Raw genomic sequence first — 17,863 nt, 5'->3', positions numbered from 1 at the left:
GACCCCGGTCCCGGGCCACCGGTTCAGTTCCCGTTGGTCTCGGCGCGGTTCTCGGCCAGCCAGTCGTCCATCTTGTCGTTCTTCACCGCGGCGAAGAGCTTCGCCGAGGCCGGCAGGTCCGGGAAGACGACGCTCTGGTCGCCGACCATGCCCACCCCGGTGGTGGGGCTCGTCAGCATGGTGATGTCCTGGGACCGGATCTGGCGGAGGTCCCACACGGTGTCGACCACCGACAGGCTCTGGTCCACCTGCACCGCACCGGCGGTGGCCCGGAGGAAGTCGTCGAGCTGGCCGGGGTTGGCCAGCACGCCCTTCCGGCCGGCCTCCTGCATCACCGCGGCGACGAGCGCCTGCTGGTGCCGCATCCGGCTGAAGTCACCGTCGGCGAACTGCTTGCGCTGCCGGGCGTAGTCCAGTGCCAGGGCGCTGTCCATGCGGTGCACGCCGGGTTGCAGGACCGGGCCCGGCACCTGCTGTGGCGTGAACGGTTTGTCGACGTTGACGTCGACCCCGCCGAGGACGTCGATCACCTTGCCGAAGCCCGCGAAGTCCACCACGACGACGTGGTCGACGCGCACCCCGGTGAACTGCTCGATCGTGCGGACCAGCAGCCGGCTCCCGCCCCACGCGTACGCCGCGTTGATCTTCGCCTTCCTCGGTCCGCCGCCGTCCTCCGGCAACGACTCCGGGATCGTGGTCCAGGTGTCGCGGGGAATCGAGATCAGCTGAGCCCGGTCCCGGCTGTGCGGCACGTGGACCAGCATGATCGTGTCGGTACGCGAGACACTGTCGCCCGGCTCGGACTTGTCCTTGCCGACCACCAGAAAGTTGAGCGCCGAGTCCGCCGCCCGCACCGGCCGCTGCTCCTCCGGCAGGCCCTGGAACGCGTCGACCCGGTCGACCTCGTGCTCCAGCGATCGCAGATACAGCCAGCCGGCAAGGCCACCGCCACCGGTCACCAGGACCGCGAGGATCGCGAGCACGGCCGCCACCTGCGCCCACCGGCGTCGGGGCCACCAACGCCGGCGGCCGCCACCCCGGTGGCCGTTCGGGTTCCACGGCGGCCGTCGCTTTGGGGAGACGTCCCCCAGATAGGCCTGCTCCATCACACGGCGAACAATACGCCGTGAACCCCTCAAAGATGTGCTAACCAGGCAGGTTCTCCCGGTCATCCGTCGCGTACCGTCTGGTTCGTGGACGACGGGATGCACGCCTGGCGTGAGCAACGGGAACGCGCCGTACGCGCGCACGCCGACGCGGACGAACGGCGCCGTGCCGACGAGGCGGCGGAGGCCGCCCGGCTGGTGGCCTGGTTCGCGGCCGAGGCGACCCAGCGCGGCCTGCGTCGCGTGCGGCTCACCGTCCAGCCCTACGACGGCGGTCGGCCATACCGCAGCCGGCTCACCGGGTGGTACGTCGACCGGGCCCGGATCCGCGCCGTCGACGCGCAGGGCAACTTCTACCTGCTGAGCCTTCCGCCCAGCCTCCGGGCACGCCTGTTCGGCGCCGACCCGTCACCGCAGCCGGCGCCGTTGATCGTGGGGCGAGGCGGCCGCGACGGCGAGTCCATCCCGCTGCGCGACCTGCTCACCCGCCGGCTGGCCGCCGGCGACGACTGGCCCTGACCGGTCCGGTCCAGCAGGTCCGGGCGACGCTCGCCTTTCCGCCGAATTGCCACTAATTCCGAGCAAGAGCCGCTACTGGCAAGGATCGGGGCTCGTTACGACAACAAGAAGCGTTCAGCGGGCCCATCCGGTCGTCGCCCGCCCCGAGAAGGTCGGAGGCCGCTCCGTGACTGCCCCACACCAGACGTGCCAGCCCCCGGTCTCCCCGGCCCGCATGGGGCGTCGATGACCGAGCGGATCCTGCTCTCCGCCCCCGACGTGGGCGCGCTGGAGGAGTCGTACGTGCTGGACGCGCTCCGAGCCGGCTGGGTGGCGCCCGCGGGCCCGGACCTCGGAGCCTTCGAACACGAGGTGGCCGAGCGGATCGGCCTGGCCCACGCGGTGGCCCTGTCGTCCGGCACCGCGGGGCTGCACCTGGCGCTGCTCGCGCTCGGGACCCGCCCGGGGGACGTCGTCGTCGTGCCGACGCTGACCTTCGTGGCCACGGCGAACGCGGCGGTGTACACGGGAGCGGAACCGGTCTTCGTCGACTGCGATCCCGCGACCGGCAACCTGGACCCCGACCTGCTGCACCAGGCTCTCGACGACCTCCGCCGCTCGGGCCGCCGGATCGCGGCGGTCGTCCCCGTGGACCTGTTCGGGGCGTGCGCCGACTACGACCGGATCCTCCCGCTCTGCGCGGACGCCGACGTGCCGGTGGTGGAGGACGCGGCCGAGGCGCTCGGCTCGGTGCGGAACGGGCGGGCCGCCGGCTCGTTCGGCCGGGCCGCCGTGCTCTCGTTCAACGGCAACAAGATCATCACGACTTCGGGCGGCGGCATGCTGCTGTCCGACGACGCCGAACTGGTGGCCCACTGCCGGCGGCTGTCCACCCAGGCACGCCAGCCGGTGCCGCACTACGAGCACGTCGAGGTCGGTTACAACTACCGGTTGAGCAACCTGCTCGCCGCCCTCGGCAGGGCCCAGCTGCGCCGGCTGGACGGCATGATGGCGCGCCGGCGTGGGCTGCGGGAGCGCTACGCCAAGCTCTTCGCCACCGTCCCCGGCGTGCACGTGCTGGCCGAGGAGGACCAGGGCGCGAACTGCTGGCTGACGGCGATCACCGTCGACCCGGCCGTCGCCGGCTGGCGCGCCGCGGACCTCGCCACCTGGCTGGCGGCGGGCGGGATCGAGACCAGACCGGTGTGGAAACCCATGCATCTACAGCCGGTCTTCGCCGGCGCCGAGGCGTACCTCACCGGCGCGGCGGAGAACCTGTTCGCGCACGGACTCGTCCTGCCCAGCGGATCGGTGCTGACCGACGGGGAGGCGGATCGGGTGACCGCCGCGATCGAGCGTTTCCTGAACGGTGGCTGACGGTGGAGTTCCTCGAACTGGACAACCCGACGGGGCCGGCCCGGTATCCCGACGTCTACTTCACCCCCGGTTACGGCGCCGCGGCAGCCGCCGCCGACGCCGCCGTCTGGCGACTGGCGTACGCGCCGGAAGGGATGCTGGTCCCGTACCTCGTCCGGTCGGTCGACGACGAGGTCCACGACGCGGCCAGCCCGTACGGGTACTCGGGCATCCACCTGGCCGCCGACCGCCCCCCGGACGAACTGGCCCGGTGCTGGTCGCAGGCGGTCGAGCGGTGGCGGGACGAGGGACTGGTCAGCCTGTTCCTGCGGTTCTCCCCGATGGATCCGGCGTCGGTCGCCGCGGTACGCGCACTCCGGCTCGTCCCGATGGTCCGGCGCCCCGACACCCTGACGGTGGCGGTCGACCGTACGCCCGACGAGATCTGGAACGGCATGGCCGGCAGGGCTCGCACCGCGATCCGAAAGGCGCGGCGGGTCGGGCTGGAGGCTGCCGTCCGCACCGTACAGAGCACGGATCTCGACGTGGGTTCCCCGTTCCGCCATCTGTACGAGCAGACGATGAAACGCGTCGGCAGCGCGCCGAGCTACTTCTTCCCCGACCGCTACTACCGGCTGCTGCACGACGGGCTCGGCCGGTCGCTGCTCACCTGCGAGGTGCGCGACCCGCACGGCTCGGTGGTCGCCGCGTCGCTGTTGATGCGGCACGCCGATCTGCTGCACTACCACCTGGCGGGGTCGGATCCTGCCGCCGGCCGCGACGGCGCAAACAGCCTGCTGTTGTGGACCGTTCTCAGCTGGGCGGCGGAGCACGGATGCGCGAGGGTGCACCTGGGCGGCGGCGTACGGGCCGATGACGGCCTGTTCCGGTTCAAGTGCTCGTTCGGCGGTACCCGGACGGAATTCTGGACCGGTGCGCTCGTCCTGGACCGGAAGCGGTACGACGACCTGGTGGCCCGTCACGCCGCGCGACTGCGGCTGAGCACCGGCGACCTGCTTCGCACCGGATTCTTTCCGGCCTACCGCCAGGAGCTCCCGCCCGGGCCAGGCGCCGCCGGGGCTGACGACCGGAGAAGGCAACCCGCCTGAGGCACCACGAACCAGACCACCGAACTGCTGGAGCACATCGTGATTGGTGATCGCCGCGCGTACGACCTGTGCAAGCGTGGCATGGACGTGATCCTCGCGGGCGTCGCGCTGATCGTCCTTGCGCCGATCCTGCTGGTCGTCGGCGTCGCGGTGGCGCTGGCCCTGGGGCGGCCGGTGCTGTTCCGTCAGCTGCGGCCCGGCCGGGAGGGCAGGCTCTTCGAACTCCGGAAGTTCCGAACGATGCTCCCGGTGAGCGTCGACCGGCACCGGGACGAGGACCGGCTGACCCCCTTCGGCGTCTGGTTGCGGCGCACGAGCCTCGACGAGCTGCCGACCCTCTGGAACGTGCTGCGGGGCGACATGAGCCTGGTGGGTCCGCGACCACTGATGCCCGAGTACCTGAGCCGGTACACGCCCGAACAGGCACGCCGGCACGAGGTTCGGCCGGGGATCACCGGGCTGGCCCAGATACACGGCCGCAACGCACTCAGCTGGGAGGAGAAGTTCACCTACGACGTCCGGTACGTCGACAGTCGCAGCCTGTGGCTGGACCTGCGGATCCTGCTGGTGACGGTGGTCAAGGTCCTCCGCCACGAGGGCATCTCCGCGGAGGGCCACGCGACGATGCCGGAATTCGTGGGCAGCGGCCGATCATTCGTGACGGCCGACCGCGGTGGCACGACGCGCGGCAGCACAGCCACCCGTCGCCCGCGATAGCAAAATGCCTGGACAGGGTGGGCCAGTGACGACGGTGCCGGCGGGCACAGATGCGCAGAGGGCGGAGCGGGACCGTCCACCCTCCGCCGCGGCCGCCGGACCGGAGCGGCACGGACTCCTCGGCCGGCTCTGCACGGCGACGACGTTCAACCTGGTCGCAGCGGCTGCCAACGTGCTCGGTGGGGTGGTCATCGCGCGGGCGCTCGGTCCCACCGACCGTGGCGCCTACGCCGCGATCATCGCGTGGTTCGGGCTCGCGCTGATCATCGGCGAACTCGGTCAGACCGCAGCGACCACCTTCTACGTGGCCCGCGACCCGAAGAACGCCCAGGACTACGTCGCGACCTGCCGACTCATCATGGTGGTGACGGGACTCGTGGGCCTGGCCCTCGGGTGGCTGGTGGCGCCATGGCTCGCTCAGGGACAGGGCACGGCGGTCGTCAACGGATACCGCCTCATGTTCGCGGTGTGCATGGTGTCGTTCATCCAGGCGGGCTACGTCTTCGGTCTCCAGGCCAGCCGCATCACCTGGTGGAACCTCGTGCGGCTCTATCAACCCGTGGTGTTCGTCGCCCTGGTACTCCCCCTGGCCGTGGTTGACCGCCTCACCCTCACCGGCGCCCTGGTCGCACTGACGGCCTCAATGGCCACGCAGGCCGTCCTCGCGTACCTGCTGGCCCGCCGGGCGGGGCTGGCCGGCGGCAGATTCCGGGTCCGTCTGGTCGGCCCGATGGCTCGCTTCGGCCTGAGCCATCTGGCCTCGGCGGTGCCGGGCGTGGTCGCCGTCCGGCTGGACCAGTTGGTGCTCTCCATCGCGGTCACCCCGGCCGTCCTGGGCACCTACGCGATCGCCACCTCGCTCACCGCCATGACGCAGCCGGTGGCCACGGCCCTGGGTGCCGTGGTCTTTCCCCTGCTCGCGTCCCGGGCACTCAGCACCCACCTGGCCACGCGGTTGCACCGCCGCACCATAGCGGCGGGCCTGGTCGCCGCCGCGCTGCTCCTGATTCCGCTGGCGGTCGGCGCCCCGTGGATCATTCCGGCGGTCTTCGGCGACGCCTATCGACCCGCCGTGCCGCTGGTCGCCCTGCTCGTACCCGCGGGTCTCTGCCTCGCCGGCACCGCGGTCTGCGGCGACGTCCTGCGTGGCTACGGCCGTCCGATGGCGGTCGCCCGCGCCCAGCTCGCCGCGGCCGCGCTGAACGTCGCTCTGCTTGCCGCGCTTGTTCCCGTCTTCGGTGTGGCTGGCGCGGCGGGCGCCGCGAGCGGCGCGGCCGCCCTCGGGCTCGGGCTGATGCTCCGTCAACTCCGGGCCGTGACGTCGGACCGTGAGCAACGGGGTGGTCGCGCCCCTCAGGCGCAGCACCGCTCCGGCGCCGTCACCCCCGATGTCGATGAGTCGTTGACACGGCGGTGCTCGTCACCAGCGACCAACACCTGACCATGAACCTCGTCGCCGTCGACCGGCAGGCCGGCCCCCGATCCCGACGGCCAGCAGGTCGATCCCCGGCAGACGGCAGCCGCCGGATGGCGACGGTACGACCGCGGATGAAGGCAGGAAACGCAATGCGGATCGGCATCATCGGACCCAGCGGACCCGATCACTTCGCCGAGAACGTCTCGGCATCACTGTCCCGGATGGGACACGACGTGGTCCTGTTGGGCTCAACCCACCCGGAGCGCGGCGGGTACATCTGGCAGGAGGTCGCCGCGACCGCCCTGCGCGCCTCCCGGCGCGTCGAGGCGCGTGCACAGCGACACCTGGCGCGACGGGCACTCGAGCACGAGTGCGACGCCGTCATCTCCACCGACTCGAACCTCACCCCGAACACGGTGAGCGAGCTGCGGCGCAACAAGGTTCCGGTGGCCCTCTGGTTCCCGGACTGCGTGGCGAACCTCGGCCGGCAACGGATGCTGGCCGCACCCTACACGGCGCTCTTCTTCAAGGATCCGCTGCTCGTCCGGCGTCTGGTCGACATGCTCGACGCTCCGGCGTGCTACCTTCCCGAAGCCTGCAACCCGCAGGTACACCGCCCCATCGGTGAGGCCGGCGCACAGCGCAGGATCGTCATCGTCGGCAACACCTACCCGAGCCGCATGCTGCTGGTCCGCCGGCTGATCGAGGCGGATGTCCCCCTCGCCATCTACGGCGCGCCCCCCGCGCGCGACGTCGCTCGGATGCTGCCGCGGGGCATCCACCAGGGGCGTGTCATCGTCGGAGAGGCCAAGTCGCGGGTCTTCCGAACCGCGGCCGGCGTGCTGAACAACCTTCATCCTGCCGAGATGCAGAGCGTCAACTGCCGACTCTTCGAGGCCACGGCCGCCGGTGCCGCCGTGCTGTGCGAGCGGCGTGAAGTCCTCCCGGACATGTTCGACCCCGACCGGGAGGTCGTCCCGTTCACGACCTTCGCCGAGCTGCTGGAGCGGGTGCGGGAACTGCTCGATGATCCGCGCCGGACAGCCGAGGTCGGCGACGCGGCCAGCAAGCGGGCCCACTCGGAGCACACCTACGAGAACCGGTTGCCGGTCGTGCTCGACCGGCTCGCGTAGGCTGCCGGTTCACCTCGGCAGCGGCTGCCGCCGGCCGCTCAGTTCACCCAGGTGGCCCGCGCCGCCACCTGCCCCGCCGCTGCGTCTCGCGCCGGGCGGGGAGACCGGGCCCGATCCTCACCAGCCGTCGGACCGGCGGGCCCGCGTCGCGGGGTCTCCGGTCGCCACGCCGCTCCCGCAGCCTCCGGGCGGAGCCGGCGCACGAGGGCGCCGGCCCATCTGACGACCAGGACGACGGCGATGAGTGCCACCACGCCACGCAGCGTGGTTATGAACGTGGGTGGGCCGGTCTCGTAGGACAGCGCGCACTGCACGAATCCCATGCCCAGCAGCAGCCGAACGGCGGAGGCCGACGCGGCGACCAGCCGGTCGATGGCGGCGAGCCCCAGCCCGAGCAGGATCGCCAGGACCATGAGGCCCACCACCCCGTAGTAGCCGAGCATCGAACCGAACATGCCCGGGAGGTAGTCGATCGACGGGTCCAGTCTGAAGTGCATGTCGAGGTAGCTCTCCTCGTTGCGCACCTCCAGGCTCCGCTGCAGCTTGCCCTTGTCGATGAAGCTCGGAACGCCGAGAAGCACGTTGTTCCAGACGGTGGTCAACCCGACCGGCTGCGCACCTTCCTGCAATCTGTTGTAGATGAGCGCGCCGAAGGTGTTGCCGTCGAACCGGTAGACGGTGTCATCGAGGATCGCCTCCTGGCTCTGGGGCGACGAAAGCGCGCGGACGCCGTCCGCCAGGCCCTCCGCCCGCACGGCGCCGTGCTCGGGCAGGAACGCGTCACGTCCGACAGCGTCGCGGGCGGCGGAGAGCGAGACCGCGAGGAACCCCACCAGCAACGCCGCGCCGACAAGCTGCCGGCGGGGCAGCCGTACGCCGGCGAGCGCCGCCCCGTACAGCGACAGGACCGCACTGAAGACGACCATCGACCGGGATCCGGCGAGGATGAGAAATCCGCCCTGGACCAGCAGGAGCAGCAGCGCCCAACGGCGGCCGAAGCGCACCAGGGCGACGGCCCCGACGAGCCCGGCGATGGTGATGACAAACTGACTGACCAGGCCGGAGAGCACGTAGTTGCCCTCGGTGGGTGAGTCCTGCCCGTAGAGCGCGGGCGGGGCCAGCCCCGAACCCGAGACGGTGACGCCGACCAGCAGCACGGCCAGCAGCAGCAACCAGCGCAGCCGGAGACCCTCGATGTAGGAGCCCCTGAGACCGGCCGCGCCGGGCGGCGGCTGCGCCCGCGGGAGCCAGACGAAACAGATGGCCCCGTAGGCGAGCGCGTACAGGAGGATCGCCGCCGACACCGTCAGCGTCCAGTCGTCGAGCGTGTCCTGGCTGACGAGCTGTCGGTACCCGTTCCGTCCCGGCCAGACCCATTGCACGATCTCGGTGACACCGTGGAACAGCACCGCCATCAACAGCATCTGCCCACCGACGCGGGTGAGCCACTGTCCGTTGATCGCCCGATGGGTGAACCACACCGCCACCGCCTGCAGGACCAGTCCCGCCAGCACAGACCTCGTCATGTCCCCCGCCCCTCACCGGTGAGCGCGTCCGCGAGCACGTTTCCGGAGGACACCCGCTGCCGCCAGGAGCGGTATGCCGCCTCGGCCTGCTGCCGTGCCCGTAGCCGATCCAGTGGCGATCTTCGAGCCAGCGTTTCCAGATCCGCCGCGAGCCGGGCCGCGGTCAGCGGGCGGACGATAACTCCGCCCGCCTCTTCGATCAGCGCACTCCACGGGGTGGCGTCGGAGCAGATGATCGGACACGAGGCGGACAGGCTCTCCAGAATGACGTGTCCGAAGTTCTCGCCGAGGGTGGGAAAGAGGAAGGCGTCGTACTCGCTGAAGGTCGGGCGCACCCGCTCCGGTGTGAGTTCCCCGCGGTAGCGGACCCGGACGTGGGAGGGCAGGTCCGCGATCAGCCGCTGGCAGCCGGCCCAGTACTGGCCGTCCTCCAACGGCCCGAAGATGTCGAACTCCACCGGCTGGCCGAGAGAACGCAGTGCGGCCAGGGCGAGTGTCAGGTTCTTCATCGGAGAGATCCGGCTGATGAACACGATACGTAGCGGCCCGGGGTTGGGACCGCTCGGTGGAATTGGCTGCTCGGGTGCCGTGGCCTCGCACCCCTGGACCAGCACCCGGGCCCAGGGAAACACGTTCAGGACCTGGGCCCGTTCGAAATCGTTGGACGCGTGCCACCAGACGTCGAGCCGCTTCAGGACGCGGGACCAGAACAGCAAGAAGATCTGCTTCTTGCGCCGTTTCAGGCCGAGCGCCGCCGGAGACAGTTCTCCGCGCGGAGCGATCAGTGTGGCAGGTACCGACAACAGGCCGGCCACGATCGCCAGGATCGGCACCAGGGAGTAGAACGACCACAGGCTGTTGAGGTAGAGCAGATCGATCCGCTGCTTGCGGAGCACTCGAACGAGACGCGACCAGCTGCGCGGACTACGCGCGTTCAGGTAGAAGACCGAGGCTCGCTGGCCGCGCCGGACCCAGGTGCCCGAAAGGCCGGGATACGGATCGGACGAGCCGAGGTCACGATCACCAGTGATCAGCATCAGCTCGATGTCCTGCGGCAGAGTGTCGATCACGTGGGCCACCGACTTCACCGGACCGCCACCCCGGAAGCCCGGCTCGAAGACGCCGCAGGTGGCCAGGACGTGGCACGTCGGGGCCCCGCCGTTGCGCAGGTCGGGGGCGGTTGTCGACGAGGGCGCCTTGGACGAGGTCATCGGACTACTCCCCCGAGCCGGCCAGGGACGGGCAGGGCACCGCACCGTCTCCGCCCGAGGGGGACAGAATCTCGTCGTAGACCGCCACGATGCCCTGAAGTGCGATCCGCGTGGAGAACCGCTCCACCACGCGGTCGCGGCCCCGTCGTCCGAAGTCACCACCGGGGCCGTTCAGGACGGCCCGCGCCCGGGCACCCAGGACCGCCGGCACGTCGCCGGCCGGCTCCAAGGGCACCAGCCAGCCGGTCGACCCGTCCACCACCGACTCGCAGGCGCCGGCACTCGCGGTGGAGACCACCGGCAGGCCACAGGCCATCGCCTCGATGACCGACAGGCCCAGCCCTTCCTCATGGGATGCCTGCATGAACACCGAGGCACCCTGATACAGGTCGACCAGGTCGGCGGAAGCCACGTCAGGCCGGAGCAGCACCCGGTCCACCAGGCCGAGACTGTTGATGAGGGACATGAGGTCGTCGGGCAACCGGCCCTTGCCCGCCAGCATCAGGGCGGGTGTTCCGGGGTCCGCTCGAACCATCATGGCGTAGGCCGCCAGCAGGCGATCCAGGCCCTTACGGGGGTCTGCCAGCCGGCAGAGCGAGAGCAGGTAGCCATCGGCCCGCCAACCCGTCGACGCCGGCTTGAAGCGGTCCGTGTCGATCCCGGGAGGGGCCAGAACGACCCTCGGCTGCCCTGACGACCGCGCGAGGGCCGCCATGGTCGCGTTCTCCACGAGCACCGCGTCGACCTGCCGAAGCGCCCTCCGCTCCAGCGCCGACACGCCCGCCGTCATCAGGCGGCGCCAGTAGCCCTGGACGTCGCCGGCCTGCGCGAACAGTGCGGCGCGTTCCCACGACGCCAGGGTCGCCACCTGGAGCACGACGGGAACCCCCAGGCCGGTCACCACCCCGGCCCACGCCGGCGCCCCACACACCACCTGCACGAGGTCGTACCGGCGCAGGAGCCTGGACAGTTCCCGGCGGGGCCGGTAACGCATCCACTCCACCTCCACCGCGTTGGCGCCCCAGTGCCAGCCGGGTGAGGCGTGCAGCGGCTCGCGGAGGCTGCCACGTAGCCAGGTCGCCGGCCTGATCAGGCGACGGCTGGACGGGTCCCGGCTCCACACCGCGAGATCGTGCACGTCGACCTGGTAACCACCGGTCTCGGCAAGGGCCCCACGTAGCCACCGGGCGATGGTCCGGACGCCGCCGCCCTGCTCGAACCCGTGCGTGACGAGGGCGACCTTCCGGCGTCTCTGCGGCAGGCCCGTCTGCCGGGTCCGATCCGCGTCCCGTTGAGCCTGGGCCAGCCCTCCGATGGCGGCCGGCGCCGCCGCAGGCCTGATCATTCTCACCACGACCAGTTCAACGAGGGGTGGCACCAACAGTCACGAAGGGCTATAACTTTCCCATACCGGCATGCTCGGAGCGACGCGCCACGAAGACGAGATTCTGGGTCACGATATGACCGCGCAACTGGCCCGTCTCCGCCGCGAGAGCGACCTTCCAGGTCGCGCTGATCGAACTCCAGACAACGGATCTCACGAGACTCGCGAAGCCGTGCACCGGCGGAGGGCAGGCGGAGATGCGGACCGACTCGAACCCGGCCACCGCTGCGAGCTGGGCGACGCTGCGGCGAGTGAACCAGGTGCGATGGGTGATGTCCCCGTACATGATGTGACCGCCGGTCGGGCTCACCGCGTTGGGCACGCGGGCCAGGAACCGGCCACCCGGTCGTAGCGCAGCCCGGACCTCGTCGAACGTCCGCACCACATCGTCCTTCGACAGATGCTCAAGGATGTCGGTGGCGACCACCGCGTCCCAGGTCCCCGGCTCCGCTCGCAATCGGCTGTGGAAGTCGCCCAGGCAGACCCGGTCCAACCCCCGCGAGCGTGCCACCTCCACCTGTTCGGGGCTGATGTCGACCCCGTACGCCTCGATCCCGTCGGCCTGCATGAGTCCGACCAGGTCGCCCTGGCCGCAACCGATGTCGAGCACCCGGCACGGACGCTCGGTGGCCGGCCGGAGATGCGGCCGAATGTCTCTCCGGTAGGCGAACGAACACGCCCGCCGGTCGCTCAGCCCGGCATGATCCGAGGTGTACGTCTCGTAGACCCGATCCCACACCGGATGGTTGCTCACGCTGCTCCCCTGCCTTTCGGACCGACAATGCCCGTACATGGATCGGAGCGATCTCGGCGGCCCCCGCCCCATCACCGACCACCGCCAGCGGTCACCCCGGACGTGAACCCGCTCAGACCCGGATGCCGGCCCAGGCATGGTGCCGACGGACCGTGGAGAGGATGAAGTCGACGACCCTGCGGGAGGTGTCCGGCACGCGATAGTCCGCCGGACAGGGCACTCCGTCGGCGGCAACCTGCTCGACCACCAGTCGGACCGCCTCGACCACGCCCTGCGGGTCCAGCCCGGTCATGATGATGCCGCCGGCGTCGAGCGCCTCGGGCCGTTCGATCGACTCCCGCAGGGTCACCGCCGGGAAGCCGAGAATCGCCGCCTCCTCGCTGATGGTGCCGCTGTCCGACAGCGTGCAGCGGGCGCTGCTCTGCAGACGCACGTAGTCGAACAGACCGAACGGCTCGTGGAAGACGACGCCCTCCAGCGTGCTGTCGTCGACCGCCAGCCCCTCCAGCGCCTTGCGGGTGCGGGGATGTGTGGACACCAGCAGCGGCAGGCCCCACTCGTCGCGTACCGCCCGCAGGCAGTCGAGCAGGCGGTGCAACCGGTCCGGGCGGTCCACGTTCTCCTCCCGGTGCGCACTGACCACGAAGTATCCGCCGGGGCGCAGTTCGAGCTGATCGAGCACGGTGGAGCGGGCGATGTCGTCCCGGTAGTGCGCCAGCACCTCCCGCATGGGTGAGCCGGTGTGCAGGATGCGGCGCGGGTGCAGGCCCTCGGCAAGCAGGTTGCGTCGGGCGTGTTCGGTGTAGACCAGGTTGAAGTCGGCGACGTGGTCGACGAGTCGGCGGTTGGTCTCCTCCGGCACGTTCAGGTCGAAGCACCGGTTGCCGGCCTCCATGTGGTAGACCGGCACCCGCATCCGGCGGGCTATCAGCGCGGCGATACAGCTGTTGGTGTCGCCGAGCACGAGCAGGGCGTCGGGCCGGAGTTCGACGATCGCGTTCTCCACCCCGATCAGCACGTTACCCAGGACCCGGCCGAGGGATGACGTGTCGACCCGGAGGAGCCGGTCCGGCTCACGGAGCCGCAGCTCCTTGAAGAAGATGTCGGACAGTTGGGTGTCCCAGTTCTGACCCGTGTGCAGCAGCAGGTGATCCACCGTGGCGTCGAGCCTGGCGATCACCCGGGAGAGCCGAATGACCTCCGGCCGGGTGCCCACCACCGTCATGACCCGGGTCATGCCCGTCCCTTCTGCGCTGCGAGCTTGGTGAGGATCTCCTCGAGCTGCCCCACTCCCACCCACACCGACATCCGCTCCTGGTACACCGTCCGGGCACGCCGGCCCATCTCCGTTCGAGTCACCGCCGGCGTGGCCGCCGCCTCCGCGAACCGGGCGGCGAGCGCGGCCACGTCCTCCGGAGGGCTGACGAGGCCGACCCGGGTCGATTCGACCAGCGCCGCGGCGTCCCCACCGACCGAGGCGATCACCGGCACACCGCAGGCGAGTGCCGCCTGCAGCTTGGACGGGATGGCGACGCGGAGGGCGGGCCGGTCACGCAGGCAGACCAGTTGCCAGTCCGCCGCCGCGTACAGTTCGGCCATCTCGTCGGGTGGGCGGCGCCCGACGAACCGCACGTTGTCCGCGCCCAGTTCGCCGGCGAGGCGTCGGGCGGCGTCCTCGTCCGCTCCGGAGCCGACGAAGACGAGGTCGATCCGGTCGCGAACGGCCGCAGCGGCGCGGATGGCTGTCTCGATCCCCTGCAACAGACCGAGGTTGCCGGCGAACATCACGGTGCAGCGCCCGCGGTGGCCGAGGGCGGCGCGAGCCTCGGACGACGGCGGGACGGGACGGAACAGGTGATCGTCGGTCCAGTTCCACACCACGCGGACCCGGGAGGGGTCGGCCCCGCCGGCGACCACCCGGTCTGCCATCCCGGGCGAGATGACGACGATGGCAGCCGCCAGGCGGTACGCCGTCCGCATGAGCGCCTCGACGCCCCGCTCCAGGGCCCTTCCGGTACGACCGGCGGGCGCCATGCCGGATTCGAGCACCGACTCCGGCCAGAGATCCTGCACGTGCAGCACCATCGGTGTCCGCGACGCCATCCGGGCGAGCGCCGCGGCGGCGATCGCGGTCGGTGGTGGATGGTAGACGTAGGTGACGTCGACCGGACGCAGCCAGCCGATGCCGCCGACCGCGCTGCTGACCCCGAAGGAGAGGTGGCTCAGCGCCCTCCGGACCGCGGAGGTGTCGTGGCTCGGGTATGCCGGTACGCGCCGGACCATGACCCGGCCCTGTGTCTCCTGGTGACGCCACCGCTGCCGCCAGCCGGGATAGATCCGCCCGTACGGGTAGCTCGGGAACGTCGTCAACACGCGCACCTCGTGGCCCCACTCGGCCAGCCCCTGGGCAAGGCTGTTGGGGATGAGGGCCTGCTCCGGCGGATACCACTGGCTGACCAGACCGACCCTCATGCGCGGACCGCCATCGGCGCCTCGACCGGCTCGGCCCACGTGTCCGGCCGGCTCGGGTCGAACAGCTCGTTGGTCCAGAACAGGGTGACCAGCGGTTCCGTCCCGGTGTTGACGATCTTGTGGGCCCACATGGTGGGCATGTCGACCAGCACCGGATCGTCACCGGACACGGCGAACCGTACGACCCCGTCGTGGCCCACCCGGCGCAGGAGGATCTCGGCCGATCCGCGCAGCACCACGAAGCGCTCCACCTTGGCCAGGTGGAAATGGTCACCTCGGCTCATGGCCGGATGGGTGACGGAACAGAAGGTCTGACCCGGTCCCCCGTGCACCCGGACCGCCTCGACCAGCTCGCCACGGGCGTCGGCCCGGCGCGGCAGGGCCAGCGGATAGTGCCCCGGGAAGCAGTGCGACCGGTAGGTGTTGAACAGCCGGACGTCGTGCCGCTCGACCAGCGACGGTAGCTCTCCGACGCGGTAGATCGCGGCGATGCCCGCGAGGCGGTCCGCCAGTTCCCGGACGCCGACGCGCAGTGCCGGCATGGCCGGATCCCAGGTTCCGTCGGCGGGGGCGCCCAGCAGACGGGCTGCCGCGTCGGTGACGTGCACCAGGCTCAGCTCCCGGTCGACGTGCACCTCGGGCTGTCCGCCCTCGGCGAGGACCCGGCAGAACGTCGCGACGGCGGAGTTGTACCAGGGGCGCCCGTGCTCCCCGTAGAGGTTGGGCAGAAGCACGTCGTCGAAGGGCAGGCCGGTGTCCGCCAGGAGCCGCGCGGCGGCCGCCTTGGCGTCGCCGTACGGTGTGCCGTTGCCGGCCTGCACGGAGTTGGCGAACACGATCGAGCGGGGCGGCTCGGCGCACTGCTTGAGGCCCTGTGCCAGTTGGGCGGCGAGCTGGACGTTGCCCGCCGCCACCGCCCCGGGCTCGCCCCGGTTGACGCCGGCCAGGTGCAGCACGGCGTCGGCGCCGGCGACCTTGGCGGCGACCGCCGCCGGTTCGGCGAGCTCGGCACGGGTGAGAACGAGCGGCTCGGGCCAGCCGAGCACGCAGGCCAGCACCCGGACGTGCCAGCCGAGGAATCCACCCGCTCCGGTGACGGCGATCCTCAGCACGACAGCACCGGATCCCGGAGGGCGAGCTCGGCGCGCACCTCCGGCAGCGTCTTCAGCAGCTCGACGATCTCGGGTACGCCGAGGCGCGGCGCGTTGGCCGAGTTGAAGTCCTCTGTCGGCCCCTCGCCCAGCTCGCCCTCGGAGACGTAGAGCGCGTAGTTGAGGTCGCGGGCGTCCAGGGGCACCCGGAGGAAGTCACCGAAGTCGTCGGCCTGGAGCAGCTCTTCCCGGCTGGCGAGTGTCTCGTGACGCTTCTCGCCGTGCCGTACGCCGATGATGTCGAGCTTGGCCGGCACGTCGAAGAGGTGGCAGACGGCGGCGGCGAGGTCGCCGATGGTGCAGGCGGGCGCCTTGCGGATGAAGATGTCGCCCGGACGGGCGTGCCGGAAGGCGTGCTCCACCAGCTCGACCGACTCGTGGAGGGACATCAGGAAGCGGGTCATCCCGGGGTCGGTCACCGTCGGTGCCCGGCCCGCCTTGACCTGCTCGATGAAGAGCGGGATCGCCGAGCCGCGCGAGTACATCACGTTGCCGTACCGGACACACGAGACGGTGGTCGCGCCGCGCGGACAGCCGCGGGCGTGGGCCTGGGCCAGCTTTTCCATGAGGGCCTTGGTCAGGCCCATCGCGTTGACCGGGTAGACGGCCTTGTCGGTGCTGAGCAGCACCACCGACCGGACTCCGCACTGTTCGGCGGCGTCGATCACGTTCGCGCTGCCGACGATGTTGGTCCGCATCGCCTCCAGCGGGAAGAACTCGCACGACGGCACCTGTTTGAGCGCTGCCGCGTGGAAGACGTGGTCCACGCCGCGGCTCGCCCGCAGCACCGAATCGGCGTTCCGGACGTCTCCTACGTGGTACCGGACCCGATCGTCGCCCAGCACGCGGCGCATGGCGTCCTGTTTCGCCTCGTCGCGGCTCAGGATCCGAACTTCGGCGACACCACGATCGAGCAGTCGCCGCACCATGGTCTGTCCGAATGAACCGGTGCCACCGGTTATCAAAACCCGACTTCCAGGAGGGAGAACGCTCACGGACGCTCCTTGTCGTCGCTCGATCCGGCGACGCCGTCGCCCCGGCGCTGCCCATGCCCATCGGTGCAACGAGACGAGCCGGTCGGAAGAAACGGAAGAGACGACCTTTTCGGATGTTTCAGCACACGTCATCCGGTCCGGGCTCCGCTGATCCGGGAACCCGAGCCGCGTAGCACGCCCACCGCGTGGCGGCGGAGATCCGCCGCAGCATCGGGCGACCGTCCAGCACCTCCCGATGCAGGGGATTGCAGTAGAGCAGGAAGAACGGTCGCGGGATCTCCTTCAGCGAACGCTCGACGTTGTCGACGACGACCCGCAGCGTGGCCTCGCCGAACGGATTGAACATGAACAGCACGGTGGGGCGCGGTGGCAGGACGAACCTCGCCGCGTCGCCGTGCAGGACGCTGACGACACCGGCTCGCTCCGGCGTCCTGGCCTCGAACGACCGTACGTTGCTCCGGCTCAGCTCAAGCAGTCCCGGGTCCAGCTCGACCCCGATCACCTCGCCGAAGCCGTGGTCCGCCGCCAGCAACAGCGGAAGGCCCTTCCCCGAGCCCAGGTCGATGAAGGTGAAGCGCTCGGGCGAGTCCACCGGCACGCGCCGCAGGAGCGCCCTGACCTGGTGCGGTGGCAGCGACTCGTAGCGGGTGCCGTCGGCGTGGGCGGCGGCGGACCGCATCGTGGACGTGACCTCGGTCCGGCCGGTGGTCTCGATGCCCAACCGGCGGTCGAACCGGCGGTGCAGGATGAAGTGGGCCGGGCGCAGCACTCCGGCGACCAACCACCGCATGGTGAACCGCACAGCGGCAAGCGAGCCGTCTCGTCGGCGGGTGCGCCCGATCCCCTCGCTGAGGGCGGCCCGCTTCGCACTGACCGCCCGTAGCAGACCAACTGCCCCGCCCATGCCCAGCCCTCTCGCCGACGCCATCAGTCGGAACAACGGCGTGAAAAGGGATAAGTTGCCCACAAAGTAGCTGCTCTCGCCGCGGTCGGCGTACCACGGCCGTCCCCAGCCCGGACCTGCGCCGCAGGTC

The 17,863-nt window shown here is 70.8% G+C and carries 16 protein-coding genes; 6 read left to right on the top strand and 10 right to left on the bottom strand.

Features of this window, described 5'->3' with window-relative positions; all coding sequences use genetic code 11:
* Positions 1 to 23 precede the first annotated feature (23 nt).
* Positions 24 to 1,106: an LCP family protein gene (locus GA0070604_RS08905; RefSeq protein WP_091117161.1), complete on the bottom strand. Its 1,083-nt coding sequence runs from the start codon at positions 1,104 to 1,106 to the stop codon at positions 24 to 26.
* 99 nt (positions 1,107 to 1,205) lie between these two features.
* On the opposite strand from GA0070604_RS08905, the gene GA0070604_RS08900 reads away from it, so the two are divergent.
* The 6 genes from GA0070604_RS08900 (at position 1,206) to GA0070604_RS08875 (ending at position 7,336) form a co-directional block, all read left to right on the top strand.
* Positions 1,206 to 1,625, top strand: coding sequence for a hypothetical protein (locus tag GA0070604_RS08900; protein ID WP_091126988.1), 420 nt, complete (start codon positions 1,206 to 1,208; stop codon positions 1,623 to 1,625).
* Between the two features lie 225 nt (positions 1,626 to 1,850).
* Positions 1,851 to 2,981 (top strand): aminotransferase class I/II-fold pyridoxal phosphate-dependent enzyme, encoded by a 1,131-nt coding sequence (locus GA0070604_RS08895; RefSeq protein ID WP_091117157.1) that lies wholly within the window; start codon positions 1,851 to 1,853, stop codon positions 2,979 to 2,981.
* A gap of 2 nt (positions 2,982 to 2,983) precedes the next feature.
* Positions 2,984 to 4,069 (top strand): GNAT family N-acetyltransferase, encoded by a 1,086-nt coding sequence (locus tag GA0070604_RS08890; RefSeq protein ID WP_091117154.1) that lies wholly within the window; start codon positions 2,984 to 2,986, stop codon positions 4,067 to 4,069.
* A 39-nt stretch (positions 4,070 to 4,108) separates the two neighbouring features.
* Positions 4,109 to 4,786: a sugar transferase gene (locus GA0070604_RS08885; protein WP_279615677.1), complete on the top strand. Its 678-nt coding sequence runs from the start codon at positions 4,109 to 4,111 to the stop codon at positions 4,784 to 4,786.
* A gap of 25 nt (positions 4,787 to 4,811) precedes the next feature.
* Positions 4,812 to 6,227 carry a lipopolysaccharide biosynthesis protein gene (locus tag GA0070604_RS08880; protein WP_167363415.1) on the top strand — a complete coding sequence of 472 codons (1,416 nt, stop codon included), beginning with the start codon at positions 4,812 to 4,814 and terminating at the stop codon, positions 6,225 to 6,227.
* Between the two features lie 125 nt (positions 6,228 to 6,352).
* Positions 6,353 to 7,336: a CgeB family protein gene (locus GA0070604_RS08875; protein WP_208601992.1), complete on the top strand. Its 984-nt coding sequence runs from the start codon at positions 6,353 to 6,355 to the stop codon at positions 7,334 to 7,336.
* 38 nt (positions 7,337 to 7,374) lie between these two features.
* Here the strand turns inward: GA0070604_RS08875 and GA0070604_RS08870 are convergent, their stop codons facing one another.
* The 9 genes from GA0070604_RS08870 to GA0070604_RS08830 all read right to left on the bottom strand — a co-directional run bounded on the left by GA0070604_RS08870 (position 7,375) and on the right by GA0070604_RS08830 (position 17,733).
* Positions 7,375 to 8,862 carry a eukaryotic translation initiation factor 3 subunit L gene (locus tag GA0070604_RS08870; protein WP_141721255.1) on the bottom strand — a complete coding sequence of 496 codons (1,488 nt, stop codon included), beginning with the start codon at positions 8,860 to 8,862 and terminating at the stop codon, positions 7,375 to 7,377.
* On the bottom strand, positions 8,859 to 10,073 hold the full coding sequence (locus GA0070604_RS08865; RefSeq protein WP_091117145.1) for a glycosyltransferase: 1,215 nt from the start codon (positions 10,071 to 10,073) through the stop codon (positions 8,859 to 8,861). The genes GA0070604_RS08870 and GA0070604_RS08865 overlap by 4 nt, the downstream gene beginning before the upstream one ends.
* A 4-nt stretch (positions 10,074 to 10,077) precedes the next feature.
* Positions 10,078 to 11,418, bottom strand: coding sequence for a glycosyltransferase family 4 protein (locus GA0070604_RS08860; protein ID WP_091117143.1), 1,341 nt, complete (start codon positions 11,416 to 11,418; stop codon positions 10,078 to 10,080).
* Positions 11,419 to 11,467: 49 nt separating this feature from the next.
* Positions 11,468 to 12,211 carry a class I SAM-dependent methyltransferase gene (locus tag GA0070604_RS08855; protein WP_167363414.1) on the bottom strand — a complete coding sequence of 248 codons (744 nt, stop codon included), beginning with the start codon at positions 12,209 to 12,211 and terminating at the stop codon, positions 11,468 to 11,470.
* Between the two features lie 112 nt (positions 12,212 to 12,323).
* Positions 12,324 to 13,448, bottom strand: a complete 1,125-nt coding sequence (gene wecB, locus GA0070604_RS08850) for a non-hydrolyzing UDP-N-acetylglucosamine 2-epimerase (protein WP_091117137.1) — start codon at positions 13,446 to 13,448, stop codon at positions 12,324 to 12,326.
* The gene (locus GA0070604_RS08845; protein WP_091117134.1) at positions 13,445 to 14,683 is read right to left on the bottom strand and encodes a glycosyltransferase family 4 protein; all 1,239 of its coding nucleotides are present in this window, start codon (positions 14,681 to 14,683) and stop codon (positions 13,445 to 13,447) included. The genes wecB and GA0070604_RS08845 overlap by 4 nt, the downstream gene beginning before the upstream one ends.
* Positions 14,680 to 15,795 carry a polysaccharide biosynthesis C-terminal domain-containing protein gene (locus GA0070604_RS08840; RefSeq protein WP_091117131.1) on the bottom strand — a complete coding sequence of 372 codons (1,116 nt, stop codon included), beginning with the start codon at positions 15,793 to 15,795 and terminating at the stop codon, positions 14,680 to 14,682. The genes GA0070604_RS08845 and GA0070604_RS08840 overlap by 4 nt, the downstream gene beginning before the upstream one ends.
* A complete protein-coding gene (locus GA0070604_RS08835) occupies positions 15,789 to 16,763 on the bottom strand; it encodes a polysaccharide biosynthesis protein (protein WP_244161798.1) in 975 nt (324 codons plus the stop codon). Before GA0070604_RS08835 ends, GA0070604_RS08840 begins: the two co-directional genes overlap by 7 nt.
* A 184-nt stretch (positions 16,764 to 16,947) precedes the next feature.
* Complete coding sequence (locus tag GA0070604_RS08830) at positions 16,948 to 17,733, bottom strand: class I SAM-dependent methyltransferase (protein ID WP_167363413.1); 786 nt, start codon at positions 17,731 to 17,733, stop codon at positions 16,948 to 16,950.
* Positions 17,734 to 17,863: the final 130 nt, after the last annotated feature.

The organism is Micromonospora eburnea, assembly GCF_900090225.1.
Classification (GTDB): domain Bacteria; phylum Actinomycetota; class Actinomycetes; order Mycobacteriales; family Micromonosporaceae; genus Micromonospora; species Micromonospora eburnea.
Note: the sequence above shows the minus strand (reverse complement) of the source record. Positions and strands in the feature narration are given on the sequence as shown.

What these genes read in the sequence shown, in the direction of transcription:
- GA0070604_RS08905 (WP_091117161.1), bottom strand. Translation starts at nt 1,106, where the DNA reads ATGGAGCAGGCCTATCTGGGGGACGTCTCCCCAAAGCGACGGCCGCCG.
- GA0070604_RS08900 (WP_091126988.1), top strand. Translation starts at nt 1,206, where the DNA reads ATGCACGCCTGGCGTGAGCAACGGGAACGCGCCGTACGCGCGCACGCC.
- GA0070604_RS08895 (WP_091117157.1), top strand. Translation starts at nt 1,851, where the DNA reads ATGACCGAGCGGATCCTGCTCTCCGCCCCCGACGTGGGCGCGCTGGAG.
- GA0070604_RS08875 (WP_208601992.1), top strand. Translation starts at nt 6,353, where the DNA reads ATGCGGATCGGCATCATCGGACCCAGCGGACCCGATCACTTCGCCGAG.
- GA0070604_RS08870 (WP_141721255.1), bottom strand. Translation starts at nt 8,862, where the DNA reads ATGACGAGGTCTGTGCTGGCGGGACTGGTCCTGCAGGCGGTGGCGGTG.
- GA0070604_RS08865 (WP_091117145.1), bottom strand. Translation starts at nt 10,073, where the DNA reads ATGACCTCGTCCAAGGCGCCCTCGTCGACAACCGCCCCCGACCTGCGC.
- GA0070604_RS08860 (WP_091117143.1), bottom strand. Translation starts at nt 11,418, where the DNA reads ATGATCAGGCCTGCGGCGGCGCCGGCCGCCATCGGAGGGCTGGCCCAG.
- wecB (WP_091117137.1), bottom strand. Translation starts at nt 13,448, where the DNA reads ATGACCCGGGTCATGACGGTGGTGGGCACCCGGCCGGAGGTCATTCGG.
- GA0070604_RS08845 (WP_091117134.1), bottom strand. Translation starts at nt 14,683, where the DNA reads ATGAGGGTCGGTCTGGTCAGCCAGTGGTATCCGCCGGAGCAGGCCCTC.
- GA0070604_RS08835 (WP_244161798.1), bottom strand. Translation starts at nt 16,763, where the DNA reads ATGGTGCGGCGACTGCTCGATCGTGGTGTCGCCGAAGTTCGGATCCTG.
- GA0070604_RS08830 (WP_167363413.1), bottom strand. Translation starts at nt 17,733, where the DNA reads ATGGGCGGGGCAGTTGGTCTGCTACGGGCGGTCAGTGCGAAGCGGGCC.